The sequence below is a fragment of the Bilophila sp. genome (assembly GCF_057864385.1).
Genome location: NZ_DBMAFI010000066.1, coordinates 1 through 16,997 on the forward strand (window position 1 = coordinate 1; position 16,997 = coordinate 16,997).

The 16,997-nt window shown below is 57.9% G+C and carries 17 protein-coding genes; 10 read left to right on the forward strand and 7 right to left on the reverse strand.

Annotated elements, in window-relative coordinates; genetic code table 11:
• Nucleotides 1–242: 242 nt before the first annotated feature.
• Nucleotides 243–404 (reverse strand): hypothetical protein, encoded by a 162-nt coding sequence (locus ACZM8Y_RS15095; protein ID WP_479859924.1) that lies wholly within the window; start codon nt 402–404, stop codon nt 243–245.
• A 93-nt stretch (nt 405–497) separates the two neighbouring features.
• On the opposite strand from ACZM8Y_RS15095, the gene ACZM8Y_RS15100 reads away from it, so the two are divergent.
• From ACZM8Y_RS15100 to ACZM8Y_RS15120, 5 genes are all read left to right on the forward strand, one after another.
• Nucleotides 498–1,277: a YkgJ family cysteine cluster protein gene (locus ACZM8Y_RS15100; RefSeq protein WP_479859923.1), complete on the forward strand. Its 780-nt coding sequence runs from the start codon at nt 498–500 to the stop codon at nt 1,275–1,277.
• Between the two features lie 25 nt (nt 1,278–1,302).
• Nucleotides 1,303–2,121: a bifunctional hydroxymethylpyrimidine kinase/phosphomethylpyrimidine kinase gene (gene thiD / locus ACZM8Y_RS15105; RefSeq protein ID WP_302551345.1), complete on the forward strand. Its 819-nt coding sequence runs from the start codon at nt 1,303–1,305 to the stop codon at nt 2,119–2,121.
• Between the two features lie 528 nt (nt 2,122–2,649).
• Nucleotides 2,650–3,045 carry a DMT family transporter gene (locus ACZM8Y_RS15110; protein WP_302551344.1) on the forward strand — a complete coding sequence of 132 codons (396 nt, stop codon included), beginning with the start codon at nt 2,650–2,652 and terminating at the stop codon, nt 3,043–3,045.
• Entirely contained in the window at nt 3,042–3,371 is a 330-nt protein-coding gene (gene mdtI, locus ACZM8Y_RS15115; protein ID WP_302551343.1) for a multidrug/spermidine efflux SMR transporter subunit MdtI, read from the forward strand. The genes ACZM8Y_RS15110 and mdtI overlap by 4 nt, the downstream gene beginning before the upstream one ends.
• Nucleotides 3,372–4,087: 716 nt before the next feature.
• The gene (locus ACZM8Y_RS15120) at nt 4,088–4,558 is read left to right on the forward strand and encodes a hypothetical protein (protein ID WP_487480222.1); all 471 of its coding nucleotides are present in this window, start codon (nt 4,088–4,090) and stop codon (nt 4,556–4,558) included.
• A gap of 104 nt (nt 4,559–4,662) precedes the next feature.
• Here ACZM8Y_RS15120 and ACZM8Y_RS15125 read toward each other — a convergent pair whose 3' ends face one another.
• From ACZM8Y_RS15125 to ACZM8Y_RS15145, 5 genes are all read right to left on the reverse strand, one after another.
• Nucleotides 4,663–6,051 carry a 3-deoxy-D-manno-octulosonic acid transferase gene (locus ACZM8Y_RS15125; protein WP_482334297.1) on the reverse strand — a complete coding sequence of 463 codons (1,389 nt, stop codon included), beginning with the start codon at nt 6,049–6,051 and terminating at the stop codon, nt 4,663–4,665.
• 261 nt (nt 6,052–6,312) lie between these two features.
• Nucleotides 6,313–7,212 (reverse strand): D-alanine--D-alanine ligase family protein, encoded by a 900-nt coding sequence (locus ACZM8Y_RS15130; protein ID WP_337431127.1) that lies wholly within the window; start codon nt 7,210–7,212, stop codon nt 6,313–6,315.
• Nucleotides 7,169–7,867: an HDIG domain-containing metalloprotein gene (locus ACZM8Y_RS15135; protein WP_482334296.1), complete on the reverse strand. Its 699-nt coding sequence runs from the start codon at nt 7,865–7,867 to the stop codon at nt 7,169–7,171. Before ACZM8Y_RS15135 ends, ACZM8Y_RS15130 begins: the two co-directional genes overlap by 44 nt.
• Before the next feature lie 10 nt (nt 7,868–7,877).
• Entirely contained in the window at nt 7,878–8,501 is a 624-nt protein-coding gene (locus ACZM8Y_RS15140; protein ID WP_482334294.1) for a nucleotidyltransferase family protein, read from the reverse strand.
• Nucleotides 8,502–9,264: 763 nt separating this feature from the next.
• Entirely contained in the window at nt 9,265–11,130 is a 1,866-nt protein-coding gene (locus ACZM8Y_RS15145; protein ID WP_487480230.1) for a YgiQ family radical SAM protein, read from the reverse strand.
• A 496-nt stretch (nt 11,131–11,626) separates the two neighbouring features.
• Here ACZM8Y_RS15145 and ACZM8Y_RS15150 point away from each other — a divergent pair, with 496 nt between their 5' ends.
• Entirely contained in the window at nt 11,627–12,844 is a 1,218-nt protein-coding gene (locus ACZM8Y_RS15150; RefSeq protein ID WP_482334330.1) for a glycosyltransferase family 4 protein, read from the forward strand.
• 292 nt (nt 12,845–13,136) lie between these two features.
• On the opposite strand, the gene ACZM8Y_RS15155 is transcribed toward ACZM8Y_RS15150, so the two are convergent.
• Nucleotides 13,137–13,754 carry a SagB/ThcOx family dehydrogenase gene (locus ACZM8Y_RS15155; RefSeq protein WP_302551334.1) on the reverse strand — a complete coding sequence of 206 codons (618 nt, stop codon included), beginning with the start codon at nt 13,752–13,754 and terminating at the stop codon, nt 13,137–13,139.
• A 124-nt stretch (nt 13,755–13,878) separates the two neighbouring features.
• On the opposite strand from ACZM8Y_RS15155, the gene ACZM8Y_RS15160 reads away from it, so the two are divergent.
• The 4 genes from ACZM8Y_RS15160 to ACZM8Y_RS15175 form a co-directional block, all read left to right on the forward strand.
• Nucleotides 13,879–15,153, forward strand: coding sequence for a histidine-type phosphatase (locus ACZM8Y_RS15160; RefSeq protein WP_479859404.1), 1,275 nt, complete (start codon nt 13,879–13,881; stop codon nt 15,151–15,153).
• 508 nt (nt 15,154–15,661) lie between these two features.
• Nucleotides 15,662–16,099: a hypothetical protein gene (locus tag ACZM8Y_RS15165; RefSeq protein ID WP_482334328.1), complete on the forward strand. Its 438-nt coding sequence runs from the start codon at nt 15,662–15,664 to the stop codon at nt 16,097–16,099.
• A 139-nt stretch (nt 16,100–16,238) separates the two neighbouring features.
• Complete coding sequence (locus ACZM8Y_RS15170) at nt 16,239–16,646, forward strand: hypothetical protein (protein ID WP_482334326.1); 408 nt, start codon at nt 16,239–16,241, stop codon at nt 16,644–16,646.
• Nucleotides 16,647–16,653: 7 nt separating this feature from the next.
• Nucleotides 16,654–16,997, forward strand: a 344-nt coding sequence (locus ACZM8Y_RS15175) for a hypothetical protein (RefSeq protein ID WP_482334324.1), incomplete at its 3' end; no start/stop codon positions are given.

Consider the following 16,997-nt stretch of genomic DNA (forward strand, 5'->3'; position numbering starts at 1 on the left):
GAACCTTTCTGGAGAAAGGTTCTCCTCCCCCTCCCCAAACCCCACCCCCTCCACTCCCAAGACTTTCGGCCTTATCGAATCCCTCTTGTCGGTTTTGCCTGTGGCTTGCAGAGGATTGGTTGAGGCGGGACAAAAGGGGACGGTTCCATCCGGGGGACGGATGGGGCCGTTTTTTTGGGGGGGAATGGGGCGTATTGTTTTGGGATAGGGTTTCTTTTGGGGGCTGTCAGAGCATGCGGCTTTCATCTCCACAGCACGGTGAAAATAGGGCCTTTTTCTCCAGTTTTCCCCTTGGCGGACTTCATGGTTGAGGCATTTTGCTGGTTATTCCTTTGAAGCTTCAAGGGAAAAGGCAGCAATTCCATGGCACAGCTTTCTTTTTCAATGCCGTTATGCCGTTTCAAAACGCAAGCTCCTCGATAGGAAGTTGTTCTTGCCGCCGGGGGCGGAGTCCCTTACCATCGGCGGAGACATTCAACAAGGAAGGATAGTGCCTGATGTCATCCTGCAAACGCTGCGGCCAATGTTGCCGCCTTGGGGGGCCGGTGCTGCACAAGGACGACTTGTCCCTGCTCGATCGCCTTGATGCCCCGGCCAAGGAAACCGTCCCGTTCGGCATGGCCGATCTGGTCACGTTGCGTACCGGCGAGCTGGTTCGTGACGATGTGCTCGGCACCCTGACGCCTCTTGAGGGCGAATGCGTAAAGCTGGCCCCGTCCAAGGGCCGGACGGATTGGGAATGCCGTTTTCTCGTCCGTATGCCGGACGCCTTGCCGGGCCGGGACGCCGGATGTGCGATTTATGGCCGCCGCCCTTCCCAGTGCCGGGTGCTGAACTGTTCCGACACGCGGGGCATCGCCGAGCTGTACGCCCATGACCGAGCTTCCCGCACGGATGTGATGCGGGCCGTGGGCGCGCCGGAGGAATGGCTTGGCCTGTTCCCCGCCTATGAGGAAATGTGCGCCTATTCGCGCATCGCGCCGCTGGCGAAGCTTGTCATGCCGCCGATCAATCCCGGCACGCCCGCCGAAAAGGAAGCCACCGAAGCCCTGCTGGAAACGGTGCGCTACGATATTTCGTTCCGCCAACTGTGCGTGGAACGCGGCAACATCCCGGAAAGCTGTCTTCCCTTCCTGCTTGGGCGTCCGCTTTCCGAAACGCTCTTTATGTTCGGCTTGGCCCTGACCCGGAACAATAACCGGATGGGGCTTGTCCGCCGGAGTGAGGGAAGGTATGGTGGCCCCGTATTTCCCGACGGGAAAGATCTTTACAGATAATCGCACCATCAAAGGAGCGTTTGCCATGCCTACTCCTCCATGTATCCTCACCATCGCCGGTTCCGACTCCGGCGGCGGCGCGGGCATTCAGGCCGACCTCAAAACCATCACCGTTATCGGCGGGTTCGGGATGAGCGTCATTACCGCCCTGACCGCGCAGAACGGCGTGGGCGTCGCGGGCATCCATGCCCCGGAACCGGGTTTTGTGGGGCTTCAGCTCAAAACGGTTCGGGAAGGCTTCCCCATCGCCGCGGCCAAGACCGGCATGCTGTTCTCCGCCGAAATCATTGAGGCGGTCGAGGCCGGATTGCAGGGGCGCGAGTTCCCGCTTGTGGTTGATCCCGTCTGCGTAAGCCAGAGCGGGCAGCGGCTCCTCCGCGAGGATGCGGTCAATGCCTTGCGCTGGCACATTCTGCCCAAGGCCGATCTCCTGACGCCCAACCGCCCGGAGGCGGAACTGCTCGCGGACATGAAGATCGATTCGGAAAAGGATGTTGACGTCGCCGCGCGCAAGCTCCTCGATATGGGCCCCAAGGCCGTGCTCATCAAGGGCGGGCATTTCGGCTCGGCCTCCGATGCAGAATTCACGGACTGGCTGGCCCTGCCGGGCGAACCGCTTGTTGCGTTGAGGCAGCCCGGAGTAAAGACCTTGAACAACCACGGCACAGGCTGCACGCTGTCCGCCGCCATTGCGGCCTATCTGGGGCTTGGGCTCGGAATCCGGGATGCCATCGTGCACGCCCAGAAGTTCCTGAATCATTGCCTGCGCCACGGGTACGCGCCGGGGCTCGGTGCGGGCCCGCCCAACCACGCCTCATGGATTGCCAAGCGGGTTGACGAATAGCTTCCCCGGCGGAGAAAAGGGGACGTCCGTACGCCGCTGCGCCCGGAACGCCGTTTTGGGATCTTTTCTCCGCCATAGCATTGTTTCCGGCTCTGTCAGGGCATCTGGTTGTTTTATGTCTACAATATGCTGAAAATATAGGTTCTTTCTCCGGTTTTCGCTGATGGCCCCATGATTGGGGGATTTTATCGGTTATTCCTTTGGAATTTCAAGAAAACATCAACCGTTTCCTATGGCGCGGCCTTGTTTTTTTCCTGTCTTGGGAGGTTCGGCTGCCGGCGCACGGGAATATTTCGTCCCGGTGAGAACGTCGCCTTGCCTTCTATGCCAACATGCCTTATCTTTTTTTATTATGACGACATCTGCTCTCTATCCGCGTTGGCTGCAATGCGGCCTCTCCTCAGCCGAAAGGACTTGGATCAGCCTGCTCTAAGTCGCCCTCCGCGCGTCTTTGTTCTTTCTTTTTTGCTGTTCGGGCGTTGCCGCGCTCTGTTCGCGTGTATGCGCCTCAAGACGACGGAGTTTTTTATGTCTTCTGTATCGCATGTGAAGCATTGGTTTTTTTTGTTCTGTGCCATTCTTTTTGAAGTGGGCGGGACTTCGGTGATGAAGATGTCCCAGCACGAAGGCTGGCTCCTCGGCCCCAATGCGGGGCTTATAGCCATGTTCGCGCTGATCGGGCTTTCGTACTACTGCCTTGCGCTTGCCGCGACCGGGCTTCCCATCGGCGTGGCCTATGCCTTCTGGGAAGGCCTCGGGCTGACCATGATCACGCTCGTAAGCGTCTTCCTGCTCGGTGAAGCCATGAACCTGCAACGCTTCATGGCGTTGCTTGCCGTTCTCAGCGGGGCGCTGTTGATCCATCACGGCACATCCGAAGGCGGGCCCGCCCAGCGTCCCGCCAAGGCGGGGGCGGCGTCATGAGTTCGTTCTTTTCGCTCTCGCTGTTGGCTGTGATCGTTGCCGCACTGCTGGATATTGTGGCCAACCTGCTGCTTGCCAAATCGCAGGGGTTCCGGCGCAAGTTCATAGGGTTCGCTTCGCTCGGCATGGTTGGGCTGGCCTTTTACTCACTTTCGCTCGCCGTGCGGGATATGGATCTCGCGGTGGCCTATGCCATGTGGGGCGGTTTCGGCATCCTTGGGACTTCCATCGGCGGCTGGTTCCTGCTCGGCCAGAGGCTCAAGCCCTGCGCATGGCTCGGCATGGTGCTGCTCATCGGCGGCATGACGGTATTGAAGTTGAGTTAGCGTAAAGAGCATAGAAATATTGGGGAAGGGAGGGAAAACTTTTCTGGAGAAAAGCTTTTCCCTCCCTTCCCCAAACCCCATCCCTCCCTTTCCAAAGACTTTTGACGTTATCGAATCCCTCTTGCCAGCCTTCCCTGTAGGTATGGAAAGCGCTTCGGCGCGGCGTTCTTGGGGGGCGGTCTTCCCTGTAAAGAGGGAAGGAGCCGGTTCTCTTGCTGATTATCTCGGTTGTCCGTCTTCTTCCCGTTTTTACTGGAGATCTGGACAGCAGGGTATCGGCATTTCGCGTTGCTCCTGCCGACAGTTTTCACTGAAGATATGAAAAGAGCCTGAACAAGAATAGGTTCAGGCTTTTGTTTTTGGTTGCGTCATGGAAAACGGTTATGCCTTCTCGAAGGCTGTGTCCTAGAAAATGGTTGATGCTTTTTTCCTTGAAGTTCCAAAGGGATAACCAGTAAAATGCCTTGGCTATGGATTCCGCCAAGGGGAAAACTGGAGAAAAAGCTGCATTTTCACCGCGCTGTGGAGATTAAACAACCACATACTATGACAGAGCCTTCTTGAAATTTCAAAGGAATAACCAAATAAAATACCCCCAATTACGGACTCCATCAGCAGAAAAATTGGAGAAAAAGCCTTTATTTCCAGTATACTGCTGAAATAAAGCAACTACATACTATGACAGCTCCTTAAGGGAAAAGAAAGGGGTACAGGCCGTGAGCGGAACGGACTCCTTTCGCGTCTCCTCTCCATTCGTCGCAGTTTTGCGGGAAGGGTCGGGAGAGAGAGCTTTTTGTAAAGGCTCTGTCAGAGTATATTGTTGTTTTTTTAATATGTTGAAAATAGAGACTTTTACTCAGATTTTCTCGCTGATGGGCTCCATAATTGGAACATTCTGCTGGTTATTTCTTTGGAACTTCAAAAGGCTGTGTCCTAGAAAATGGTTGATGCTTTTTTCCTTGAAGTTTCAAAGGGATAACCGGCAAAATACTTTAGCCGTGGATTCCGCCAAAGGGAAAACTGGAGAAAAAGCTGCATTTTCACCGCGCTGTGGAGATGAAACAACTACATACTATGGCAGAGCCTTCTTGAAATTTCAAAGGAATAACCAAATAAAATGCCCCCAATCATGGACTCCATCAGCGGAAAAATTGGAGAAAAAGGCTGTATTTTCAGCATACTGCTGAAATAAAACAACCAAATGCTATGACAGAGCTTTTCAAAAAGGAAAACATCAACTGTTTCCTATGTCACAGCCTTTGTAAAAAGTTCCCTCCCCCGTTCTTTCGCCTCATTTCACCATTTCATCCAATAATCTCTGCGCACAGCGGGCCGAGCCGCCGAGACGAGGCGCGAGCCAGCGTTGGAAGCGTTCCCGCACGGCGTCATGGTGCGTTGGTGCGGCGAGTTGCTGTTGCAGCAGTGTCGCGACGGCCTTGGCGTTTTCCCCGATTTGGAGAAGGCCGAGGGTTTCGAGCGAGTCTCGTTCGGCTTCGCCGGAAGGTTCCAGTGCCCATGCGAAGTTGTCCAGATGCGGGCCGCAGCAGGGAATCCTGCCCAGTGCCAAGGGTTCGAGGAAATTCTGGCCGCCGAGTGGGGCAAGGCTGCCGCCGACGAAAACGGCGTCCGCAAGCTGGTAAAGCTGGCCGAGTTCCCCGAACGTATCCCAGATGACGATGGAGCCTGCGGGGATGGTTTCCGTTTGTTTCGAGCGCATGACGGCGGGGAGTTTCGCGCCGCTCAGAAGGGCCTGCCACGGTTTGACGCGGTGCATGTGCCGGGGGGCGACGACGATGGTGGGGGCGCCGTGCGCGTGCAGTGTCTGGATGACGGAAAGGAGCGCGGGTTCTTCCTGTTCACGGACGGAGGCCAGCAGGACGGTCTGCCGGGCGTGAAGTTCGGGAGGCAGGAGCTTGAGCAGGGGGGTGGAGACGGCGGGCATGGCTGTGGCGGTGGCCCGGTCGAATTTGATGTTCGGTACGGCCTCCACTCCGTCGCCACCGAAGATCCGGGCGAAACGCCCGGCGTCCGTTTTTGAGATGGCGCAGACATGCTTGGGCGCGATGGATTCCCAAAAGCCGGGGACGACGGCCCCAAGCCTGAGGTAACCGCGCAGGCTTTTGTCCGTCATGCGCCCGTTGAGGATCAGCATGGGGATATTTCGTTTTTCGCAAGCCAGCATGAGGCCGGGCCAGAGTTCGGTTTCCAGCAGGCCGACCACACGGGGGCGGGCTTGTTCGAGCGCCTTCTCCATGAGCTTCGGATCGTCCAGCGGGAAAAATGTGGGCCGGACGGACAGCCACGGGTGTTTCTCATGAAGTTTTCCCGACATATTCCGCAAGATGTCGAGCCCCTGCCGTGTCCATGTGGTGGCGAGCACACGCAGCGGTTCGGGATCGCCCTGCCTCTCGCAGAGTACGGCAAGATGGGCGAGCAGTTCCCAGACAAGGTAGGCTTCACCGCCGGATGCCGCCTGAAGCCAGATGTCCGCCTTTGCACAGGTGTTTGCGCTTCCGCCGTCCGTTTCCGTGCCGAGCGCCGGGCCGGGCCACCCGTCAGGGATAAGACGCTGCGGGAAGCCATCCTGAAGGCGTTTATGGCGGCGCAGGACTGGACGGGCCGCCAGCCATGCCAAACCGTATGCGCCGCTCAACAGGGCGCGGAGCACGCTGCGTTTCACTATAAGGTATCCTTGGTTTGAAAGGCGGCGGGGGAAGGGGGGCCTTTTTCTGGAAGGCTTTGTCATAGCGTGTGGTCGTTTCATCTCCACAGCACGGTGAAAAGACAGCCTTTTTCTCCGGTTTTCCCCTTGGCTGAATCCATAGCTGAGGCGTTTTTCTGGTTATTCCTTTGGAATTTCAAGGAAAAAAGCATCAACTCTTTTCTGGCGCACAGCCTTGTGGAAAGGTTCCCTCTTCCCCCGCAGGGGGTCTTGTTTGCCCTACCGTTTCAGGGCGAGTTCAAGCAGGCGTTCGATGAGATCCGCGAAGGACATGCCTTTGACAGCGGCTTCGCGGGGGACGAGGCTGGTGGAGGTCATGCCCGGCGTGGTGTTGACTTCAAGGATGTACAACGTGCCGTCATCCTGAAGGATGAAGTCGGCGCGGCTGTAGCCCTTGAGCCCAAGCGCGTGGTGGGCGCGGAGGGCTGCGTCCTGCACTTTGGCGGTTTCTTCGGGGGTAATGGGCGCGGGGCAGATTTCCTGCGCGCCGTCGGGCGCGTACTTGTTGTGGTAATCGAAGTAGTTGCCCTTGGAGACGACGAGGATGGGCGCAAGCGCCTCTTCGCCGAGCACGCCGCAGGTGACTTCACGGCCGGCGACAGCGGTTTCCACAATGGCTTCTTCCCCCATTGAGAACAGGGAATTCAGGGCCGTGTAGAGCTCCTCCTCGTTGGTGACGCGGGAAAGGTGCAGGCTTGAGCCGCCGGTGTTCGACTTGACGAACATCGGGTATTGCAGATCGGGCTTCCAGTTCGGGCCGGGATGTCGGGGCAGGAACACGCCGTCGGGGATGTTCAGGCCCGCATCGCGGAAGATCTGCCGGGCCGCCGCCTTGTGCAGGGCGAGGAAGGAACCGGCGGGGCCGGCCCCCTGATACGGGCAGCCCACGCGATCGAGGATGGCCTGTACGAGGCCGTCTTCGCCGGGCGCGCCGTGCAGGTTGATGAAGGCCGCGTCATGTCCGCGGGCCATGTCCATAAGCCGTTCAAAATCCTTGGCCGGATCGCAGAGCGTTACGCTGTGCCCGCGTTCCTTGAGGGCGGCGGCGATCTGCTCGCCGCCCTTCAGGGAAACTTCACGTTCGGGAGACCAGCCGCCCGCCAACAACAGTACTTTCATGGAGAGGAAACTCCAGTTGCGCCGAAAGGACGCGCTCAATGGTTTTGGAATGTTCCCAGCCGCGATGGATGGCGGCGCGGGAGTGTTCGCTTTTTCCATAGCGGACAAGCAGATCTTCATAGCGCTCGTCGAGCGATACCATTTCGTCGTGGCGGGCCCGCTTGTCCGCATAAATGACGAAAAAAACAGGATGGATAAGATCTTCGGGCAACGGCCAGGGCCATTCGACGTGGTGGTAGACGGCCTGGGCGACCTTATGGCTGCCCGTGGAATCGATTACCCATGACGCGCCGATCTGGGCATGGCTGCCGCCGAACTGCACGGTATAGGATTTGGCGATGTCGTGCAGCAGGCCCGCCGCGCGGGACAGGGCCACGAGTTCGGGGTGTCTGGATGCGCCCGTTTCAATCGCTCTTCGGGCCAGCGCTTCGGCCATATCGGCCACGCATTCGCTGTGCCGTTCGATATGGGAAAACATGGCGTAGTGCGTCCACAGGGCACGGCAGGCCGCCTCGTCGGGGATCGGCGCGGTATCCGGGTGGTCGAGGCTCCACAGTCTGGGAAGTTCGGGAAGGGCCGGATTTTCGTAGGGCTTGCCGTTCCGAAGGGGAGGCGTGACGAAATGGACTGCGTGTTCGCTCGCGGATTGGGACATGGAGGCTTCCTTACAAAGGCTTTGCACGGGACAGGCTTTCGTAAGCCTCCCACGTATCAACATCTGTTATTGCTGCCGTATCATTGGTAGGCATGAGGCGCAAGCCGAATGCGGCCAGAATGTCTCTGGCGCCCTTGTCGCCGCTCAGGTGGAGCGTTTCGCCGAATGCCCCGGCGGGCAGGATCACCGGGTTGCCCCGGACGCCGCCGCACGCCGGGGCCGCCGCGCATTCCGGCTTTTGCAGATAAAACGCCGTCAGTTCCCGTACCAGCTCCGCCCCGACCAGCGGCTGATCCCCAAGGAGGACGGCGACGCCCTGAGGAGGGCAGGCAAAGCGTGCAACAAGCCGCCGGATGCCCGCCTTGAGGGATTCGGCCTGTCCAAGGTGGGCGTCGGGGGCGGGGACGATCTCCACGCGGGCATCGAAGCCGGAGACGGCCTTGAGCAATTCCGGGGAGGCGTCGGGCCGCACGGTGACGAACACGGGGGCAAGCCCGGCGTCCAGCGCGGCGTGGACGGCCCGGCGCACGAGCGGTTCCCCGTTCAGCGTCAGGGTCAGTTTGCAGCGCCCCATGCGCCGGGAGAACCCTGCGGCGAGCACGACGGCGGGGAGTGGAGAGCGTGTTGTGGTCATTGGTTGTGCGGGGGACTTGGGGAAGGGAGGGGGAAACTTTTAAAAAAGTTTCCCCCTCCCTTCCCCAAACCCCATCCCTCCCTCTTCAAAATTTTTCGGCTTTATCGAATCCCTCATGTCGGCTTTTCCGATCAAAAAAGATGGCCGTGTTATAGAAAAAGGTTGATGTTTTTTTCTTAAAATTCCAAATGATTAACAGATAAAATGCCTTAGCCGTGGATCCCGCCAAGGGGAAAACCGGAGAAAAAGGCTGTATTTTGACCGCACTGTGGAGATGAAACAACCACATGCCATAACAGAGCCAAAAAGATTGGCTCTGTCATAGTACATGGTTGTTTTGTTTCAGCAATATGCTGAAAATATATGCTTTTTCTCCAAAATTTTCCGCTGGTGGGCTCTGCGATTGGGGGATTTTATTGGTTATTTCTTTAGAATTTCAAGGAAATAAAGCATCAACCGTTTTCTATGACACAGCCAAAAGATTCTTTATGACAACATTGCTTTGTCATCAATAGAATGGAAGATATGAGGCATTTATTTTTGTAATGAAAGTCGCATTTCAACTGTCTGAAATTCAAAATGAATTTTTTATAAAGCCATCGAAAGGGCGAATGCCTCGAATATATTGGAACCTCCAAAAAGAGCAACAGGGAACGCTGGGAACAGGGATTCGATAAACACGAAAGTCTTTGGGAGGGGTGGGGGAGGTTTGGAGGGGGCGGGGAGGGCTTTCTCCAGAAAGCCCTCCCCGCCCCCTCCAATCTTACCTCTTCCTCCTGCCCCTCTCCGCAAAAGCTTTCCTGTTACCCTGCCCCTGCGTGCGGGGGCGCTGGCCGGAGGGCTTTCCGAGCAGGATTTCATGCTGGCGGCGGCGCTCCTCATCCGTCCGGGCCACATAAATGGGCGCGCCGTCCGGGGTGCAGCGGGCGTAGTACATGGCCGTCGCCACCGTGCCCGGCGTGGGGATGAAGCACTGTACCTGACGGGGCGACCAGTTCCGGGCGGCAAGCCAGTCCCCAAGCTGGCGCATGTGCGCATCGGTGCAGCCGGGAAAGGCGCTCATCAGATAGGGGATGACGTACTGTTCCTTGCCGTGGGCTTCGGAGTAGCGGGCAAAGGCTTCGAGGAAGGCTTCAAAGGGCTTCATGCCGGGCTTGCGCATGAGGTCGAGGACTTCGGGCACGCAATGCTCAGGCGCGATTTTGAGCTGCCCGCCGGTGAATTCGCCGGTGTAGGCCGCAAGCGCGGTGGCATCCTTGAGCGCGAGATCGAAGCGCACGCCGCTGGCGACACGGACATGCCTTACGCCGGGCGTGGCCTGCACGTCGCGGAGGAGAGCGATGCAGGCGCGCTGATCCACGGAAAACCCCTTGCAGATGGACGGATGCATGCAGCTGTCGCGTCGGCACTTGGAAGGATCGAGGCGGCAGGATGCGCCCCACATATTCGCGCTCGGGCCGCCCACGTCGGAAATGGAGCCGCCGCGCGGCATGGCGGCAATGCGTTTTGCCTCGTCGAGGATGGAGGCTTTGGAGCGGGAGGCGATGCGGCGGCCCTGATGGAGGGCCAGCGAGCAGAACGAGCACCCGCCCCCGCAGCCGCGATGGGTGGTGATGCTCGTGGCGATCATTTCCACCGCCGGGATCGGTTCCTTGTAGGAAGGGTGCGGACGCCGCGAGAACGGCAGGGCGTACAGGCCGTCCAGCTCTTCGGTGGTCAGGGGGGCGGCGGGCGGCGTGAGGAGAACCGTGCGGTCGCCGTTGGGCTGCGCGAGGATGCGGCGGGACTGGTGCGTCTCGCGCTCAAGCCGGACGGTGCCGTCCAGATAGGCGCGGGGCTCGGCAAGCATCTCCTCGTGCGAGGGCAGGCGGACAAGCTCAAGGCCGTCCAGTTCCCCGGCATCGGAGGGGATGGAGGCCGTTTTGACGAGCCGCGCCGTGCCGGGGATGCCTGCCCAGAGATCCGGCCAGATTTCGCCGTCTACGGGTTCCAGCACGGACAGATCGCCCACAATTTCGGCCACGGCGTCGAGCCGCCGGGCGACGTCGAGCAGGGCGCGCTCGCCCATGCCGCAGGAAAGGATGTCCAGCCGGGCGTCGAACAGGATGGAACGGCGCAGGCTGTCGGCCCAAAAGTCGTAATGGGTGATGCGGCGGAGCGAGGCTTCGATGCCTCCGGCGAGCAGGGGCAGGCCGGGGAAGGTCTTGCGGATCAGCCCCGCGTAGACGATGACGGCGCGGTTGGGGCGCGCCCCGGCCTTGCCGCCGGGCGTGTAGGCGTCATCGTGGCGTTTTTTGCGGAACGCCGTGTAGTGCGCCAGCATGGAATCCAGCGCCCCGGCGCTCACCCCGGCGAACAGGCGGGGGCGGCCCATGCGGGCGAGGTCGGCGGTGCCCTGCCCCTCGTCCTTCCAGCGCGGCTGGGCCACGATGCCCACGCGGTAGCCGTGCCCGACCAGCCAGCGGCCGAGCAGGGGCACGCCGAAGGAAGGGTGATCCACGTAGGCGTCGCCCGTGACAAGAAGAATATCAAGGGAATCCCACCCGATGGCGTCCATTTCGGCGCGGGTGGTGGGCAAAAACGGCGGCTGCGGCAGCGGCGTGCGCGCGGGGAGTGTAAGATCAAACATGCCCGCCACTATAAGGCAGGGAAAACCGGAAGGAAAGGCTGATCCTCCGCCGTTCGGCGATGGCCTCCCGCTTTGATCGCCGGAGAGGGAGGGAAAACCGGAAGAAAGACGGGGTTCCGATCCCAGCGGGGGCGGCATGAAAACCTTGCGGAGACATGCGCCCTTTTGATGTTTTTTTAAAGGCTGTGTCATAGAAAACGGTTGATGCTTTATTTCCTTGAAATTCCAAAGAAATAACCAATAAAATCCCCAGTCATGGAGCCCGCCAGCGGAAAATTGGCGAAAAAGCATATATTTTTCAGCATATTGCCGAGACAAAACAACCATGTGCTATGGCAGAGCCTTTTAAATTCATTTTAAGTTTCATGCGGTTGAGTATAAGTTTCATTGGAAACGCGAATGCCTCCCTTGTGCGTTCCCTTTGCTTTTCCCGGCTTGGAGGGTACAACGGGACGGTCACGTCAACCCTTTTCCCGCGCCCTCGCGCTTAGACATCATGGCACGAATCGCCCTTATCCTGCCCCGCCTCAGCCGTTACGGAGGCGTCGAACAGTTTGCCTTCCGCCTTGCCGAAGCGTTGGCGGAAACCCGCAACAGCGAACATGAGGTGGAATTCATCTGCGCCCGTTCCGAGTGCCTGCCGCCGGTCGGCGTGCGGACGCACGTCGTCGGGCGTCCCGGCGGATTGAAGTTCATCAAGATGCTCTGGTTCCTCATCCGGGCCGAGCAGGTGCGCAAGTGCGGGAACTACGATCTGGTGATCAGCCTCGGCAAGACGTGGAATCAGGACATGATGCGCGTGGGCGGCGGCCCGCAGAAGACATTCTGGGAACTTTCCGAGAAGGCGTGGCCCGCCGGTTTTCCCCGCTGGTTCAAGCACCTGCGCCGCCGCCTGCTGCCTTCCAACTGGCTGACCCGGATCATCGACAACCGCCAGTACCGCAGCGGCTGTCGGATCATCTGCGTGTCCGACGCGGTGCGCCATTGGACGCAGAAGGCGTATCCCGGCATCCCCGTGCCGGAGGTCATCTACAACCTGCCGGATCTTTCCCGCTTCACGCCGCCTACGCCTGAGCAGAAGCTGCTTTCCCGCATCGCCCTGAACATCGACAACAATCATGTCGCCATCGCCACCGCGACCAGCAATTTCGCGCTCAAGGGCACGGGCGTCCTCATCCGCTCGGTGGCGATGCTTCCCGATACCGTGCATCTGTTCATCGCCGGGGGCCGGGATTCCGAGCCTTATCAGCGGCTTGCGAAAAGGCTCGGCGTGGCCGGGCGCATCCATTTCCTCGGCAAGGTGGAGGACATGCCCGCGTTGTACCGGGCGATGGATCTGTTTGTCCTGCCTTCGTTTTATGACGCCTGTTCCAACGCGGTGCTTGAGGCGCTGGCCTGCGGGCTCAAGGTGTTGTCCACAACCGCCAACGGTTCCAGCGTGTTTCTGCCGCAGGAGCACGTCACCCCCGATCCCGGCAATGCCGAGGATCTCGCCGCGCGCATCAAGGCGCTGATCGACGAGCCCGCGCCCGGGCCGTTCCGTATCCCTGATCACATTCAGGCCGGGCTCGACACATGGGTGCAGGTCGTCAACGAGGAATGCGATCAGCGCACGGGAAAGAACGGCGGGATGGAGGGACAAGAGGCGGACGGAACCGAGGAAAATGAGGAAAACGGGAAGAACCCCCACCCCGCATCCTCCCAAGGTTTTTGATTGGCGGGGAGGCCGCGCGGAGGGAGCCCTTTCCGGGCGGAAGCGGCGGATCTTGAAAAAAAGAGCCTGAACGGTATTTCGTTCAGGCTTTTTTCTTTGCCGTTCATTATGGGATACTTTTTGGCTCTGTTAGAGTATGTGGTCGTTTCATCTCCACAGTGCGGTGAAAAATAGAGCCTTTTTTCCCGTTTTCCCCTTGGCGGGATCCGCGGCTAAGGCATTTTTCCGGTTATCCCTTTGGAGCTTCAAGGAAAAAGCATCAACCATTTTCCATAACACAGCCTACTTTTTTCTATTCGCCCCATCCGATGCTTTGGGAAATCAGGATACGTTTGGATTTGGGGAGGCCGAGGGCGGAAGCGAGGCCTTCAGCGTCGTAGGAAGCGCGAACGACGTTGTGCAGGCCCACGGAAGCGCAGAACAAGCCCACGTTCTGGTAGGCGGAACCCGCATGCATGGCGGCAAAAAGCTCTTTGCCGTTTTTCTGGGTGTCGGTGACGTACACCAGCCCTACCGGGGCTTCGCGGACAAGGCCCTGCCCGGCGAGGAAGCTGCGCAGGTCGGAGGAAGTGACCTGTTTGAGGCTGTGTTTCGGGGCGTCGTAGAGCCATGCCCCGCTGCTGCGGAGGACGTAGATTTCAAGATCCTGCCGGTTTTGGGCCGTGGGGATGGTTCGTTTCCCGTTGGGGCGGTTCACGCCGTACGCGGCCCAGAGCAAATCGCCGAGCAGTTTGTCTGAAAGCGGTTTTGCGGTGAACGTGCGGTTTGTCGCCCGTCCGCTGAGCGTTTGCATGAGCGGCTTCCCCCCTTTGGTATCGGGAGGGGGGAGGGCAAGGGAGGTGGCGGCCTGCGCCGTGCCGAACATGAGGAAGAGACAGGCGGCCAATACCGGAACGAACCGTTTCATCATAGCGTGGACTCCTTGAAAAAGGGGCGGGCCTCGGAGGGGCCTGTCGGCGGAAGGATGCTGATTATCATGGGGTGGCTGCAAGCTGGGAATACGCGTAGCCTGCCACTAACAAAGGAGGATAATCATGAAATGGGGACTGTCCATATTGGCGCTGTGCGCGCTGCTTGCCGCAGCCGCGCCGGAGGGCGGGGCTGCGGATCTGGGCGGCGGCGACGCAAAACTTTTGAAAATGGTGGTATTGTCGCGGCACGGCGTCCGTTCGCCCACGCAATCATCCGAAACGCTTGAAAGCTGGAGCCGCAAGGACTGGCCCGAATGGCCCGTGAAGCGCGGCGGGCTGACCCCGCGCGGGGCCAAGCTGGTTACCGCGATGTGGGAACAGGAGGCGGCGTTGTTGCGCGAGGCCGGTTTGCTGCCTTCAAAAGGTTGCCCGGAGGCCGGGACGATAGCCGTCCGTGCCGACCGGGATCAGCGCACGCGGGCTACGGGGGAAGCCGTACTTGAGGGGTTGGCTCCGGGGTGCGGGTTCAAACCTATCGTGAATGAAAAGGCACAGCCCGATCCGCTGTTCCATCCGTTGGAGGCCGGATATTGCGCGCTCGATCCCGCCGTTGTTCGGGACGAAATCCCCGTCGGCACGATTGAGGGGCTTGAGCAGTCGCTTTCGGCACCGATAGGGGAGCTGGCGGCCATCCTTGGCCCCGCATCTCCCGAATTTTGCCGCAGGCATCAATTGCCCGAAGGGTGTACGGCAATGGATGTGCCCACGCGCCTGACGCTTGCCAAGGATAACCGTACAGTCCACCTCGACGGCAAACTGGGGGCGGCTTCAAGCGCGGCGGAAATCATGCTGCTGGAGTATGGGCAGTGGGATCATCCCGCCGGATGGGGGGCCGTGGACAAGGCGGCGCTGCAACGCCTGCTCCCGGTGCACAGCAAGGTGTTTGACGCCGTGAACCGCGCGCCTTCCGTTGCCGCCGGGCGCGGCAGCGAACTGCTGCTGGATATGGCGAACGCGCTTACGGGCCGGTATGCCGATCCCGCCGTCAACAAGGCGAAGGTTGTGGTGTTCGTTGGGCACGATACGAATATTGCGAACATCGGCGGCATGCTCGGCCTGCATTGGCAGCTCCCCGGCTATGCGCCCGATGAAATTCCCCCGGCGAGCGCGCTGGTGCTGACGCTGTGGCTGCAAAACGACGTCTACCGGCTCCGGGCCGGGATGATCGGACAGTCGCTGGATACGTTGCACGATCCCGCCATGAAGGGTGGGGTTTTGAGGCAGGATATTGAAGTGCCGTGGTGCGGCCCGTATGAGGACGGCAAGGACTGCACGCTGACCGACTTTGAATTGCGCGTCCGTGATGTGCTCCGCCCCGAATGTGTCCGGGAACGCTAGGGCTGTTCACGAAATAAAAACAAATATAATTTTTACAAGTAGGTATCTATTTTTTTCGGTGTTGGATGTTTCTTTCAACCCATTTCAGCCATTGGAAAAGCTCGGCATAGTGTGAACACGCCCTAGAAGAAGCGCAAGGAGCACCCATTGGCCCTATCTTTTCCTGCTTGAAATACGTCCGGGAACGCTTGGAAAAGAGGCAAAGGGCCCGCCCGCCTCGTGCCCCATCCTCTTGACGGCATGAAGCTCTTGGTTCCCTTCAAAATGTGATGAAGCGGCCCCATATCCGGCCTGTACCGGACATGGGGCCGCTTCCTTATAGGGAAAGGCCGCCTTGCTTCTCCTGTTTTCCCGATAAAAAAGCGATGGGTTCCGCCATGCCTTTTAAAGGGAATCCACCAAAGATTGATGAACCCCCACAGCATACTGATGCAACCCACAGTTTCAGCCTATTCATAAGGAAAAAACCGATCCTGATACGCTGTATTTCAATAGGCTCTTATAGTATGTGGCTGTTTCATCTCCAAAGTGTGGTGAAAATACAGCCTTTTTCTCCGTTTTTCCCCTTGGCGGGAACTACGACCAAGACATTTTGCTGGTTATCCCTTTGGAGCTTCAAGGAAAAAAGCATCAACCATTTTCTATAACACAGCCTTTCAATACATCATTTCAGCCTGTAATTCGCATGGGAAAGCCTTCAATTCTCCTTTTGCACGTCCGATGCGGCGGCGCTACCTGCATTTATGCGGAAAGGCTGTGCCATAGGAAATGGCTGACGCTTTATTTCTTGAAATTCCAAGTAAATAAGCAACGAAATACCGCAATCATGCAGTCTGCCAACGGAAAACTAAAGAAAAAACCTGTATTTTTCACCATGCTGTGTAGAGAAAATAACCTTCTCCTGTTTTCCCTACAAAAAAGCGATGGGTTCCACCATGCCTTTTAAAGGGAAGCCACCAAAGATTGATGAACCCCCACAGCATACTGATGAACCCCCACAGCATACTGATGAACCCCACAGTTTCAGCCTATTCATAAGGAAAAAAACGATCCTGATACGCTTATTTCAATAGGCTCTGTTATATATGTTTGTTTTATCTCCACAGTGTAGTGAAAATACAGCCTTTTTCTCCGGTTTTCCCCTTGTCGGGAACCACGGCCAAGGCATTTTTCCGGTTATCCCTTTGGAGCTTCAAGGAAAAAAGCATCAACCATTTTCTATAACACAGCTTTTCAATACATCATTTCAGCCTGTAATTCGCATGGGAAAGCCTTCAATTTTCCTTTTGCACGTCCGATGCGGCGGCGCTGCCTGCATTTATGCGGAAAGGCTGTGCCATAGGAAATGGCTGATGCTTTATTTCTTGAAATTCCAAGTAAATAAGCAACGAAATACCGCAATCATGCAGTCTGACAACGGAAAACTAGAGAAAAAGCCTGTATTTTTCACCATGCTGTGTAGAGAAAATAACCTTCTCCTGTTTTCCCTATAAAAAAGCGATGGGTTCCACCATGCCTTTTAAAGGGAATCCACCAAAGATTGATGAACCCCCACAGCATACTGATGCAACTCACAGCTTTAGCCTATTCGTACGGGAAAAGCCGATCCTGATACGCGGTATTTCAATAGGCTCTGTTATATATGTGGTTGTTTCATCTCCACAGTGTGGTGAAAATACAGCCTTTTTCTCCTGTTTTCCCCTTGGCGGGAACCACGGCCAAGGCATTTTTCCGGTTATCCTCTTGGAGCTTCAAGGAAAAAAGCATCAACCATTTTCTATAACACAGCCTTTCAATACATCATTTCAGCCTGTAATTCGCATGGGAAAGCCTTCAATTCTCCT

Excerpts from the sequence above, each read along its gene's own strand:
- ACZM8Y_RS15100 (WP_479859923.1), top strand. The coding sequence starts at position 498 with ATGTCATCCTGCAAACGCTGCGGCCAATGTTGCCGCCTTGGGGGGCCG.
- thiD (WP_302551345.1), top strand. The coding sequence starts at position 1,303 with ATGCCTACTCCTCCATGTATCCTCACCATCGCCGGTTCCGACTCCGGC.
- ACZM8Y_RS15110 (WP_302551344.1), top strand. The coding sequence starts at position 2,650 with ATGTCTTCTGTATCGCATGTGAAGCATTGGTTTTTTTTGTTCTGTGCC.
- mdtI (WP_302551343.1), top strand. The coding sequence starts at position 3,042 with ATGAGTTCGTTCTTTTCGCTCTCGCTGTTGGCTGTGATCGTTGCCGCA.
- ACZM8Y_RS15130 (WP_337431127.1), bottom strand. The coding sequence starts at position 7,212 with ATGAAAGTACTGTTGTTGGCGGGCGGCTGGTCTCCCGAACGTGAAGTT.
- ACZM8Y_RS15135 (WP_482334296.1), bottom strand. The coding sequence starts at position 7,867 with ATGTCCCAATCCGCGAGCGAACACGCAGTCCATTTCGTCACGCCTCCC.
- ACZM8Y_RS15140 (WP_482334294.1), bottom strand. The coding sequence starts at position 8,501 with ATGACCACAACACGCTCTCCACTCCCCGCCGTCGTGCTCGCCGCAGGG.
- ACZM8Y_RS15145 (WP_487480230.1), bottom strand. The coding sequence starts at position 11,130 with ATGTTTGATCTTACACTCCCCGCGCGCACGCCGCTGCCGCAGCCGCCG.
- ACZM8Y_RS15150 (WP_482334330.1), top strand. The coding sequence starts at position 11,627 with ATGGCACGAATCGCCCTTATCCTGCCCCGCCTCAGCCGTTACGGAGGC.
- ACZM8Y_RS15155 (WP_302551334.1), bottom strand. The coding sequence starts at position 13,754 with ATGATGAAACGGTTCGTTCCGGTATTGGCCGCCTGTCTCTTCCTCATG.
- ACZM8Y_RS15160 (WP_479859404.1), top strand. The coding sequence starts at position 13,879 with ATGAAATGGGGACTGTCCATATTGGCGCTGTGCGCGCTGCTTGCCGCA.
- ACZM8Y_RS15170 (WP_482334326.1), top strand. The coding sequence starts at position 16,239 with ATGTTTGTTTTATCTCCACAGTGTAGTGAAAATACAGCCTTTTTCTCC.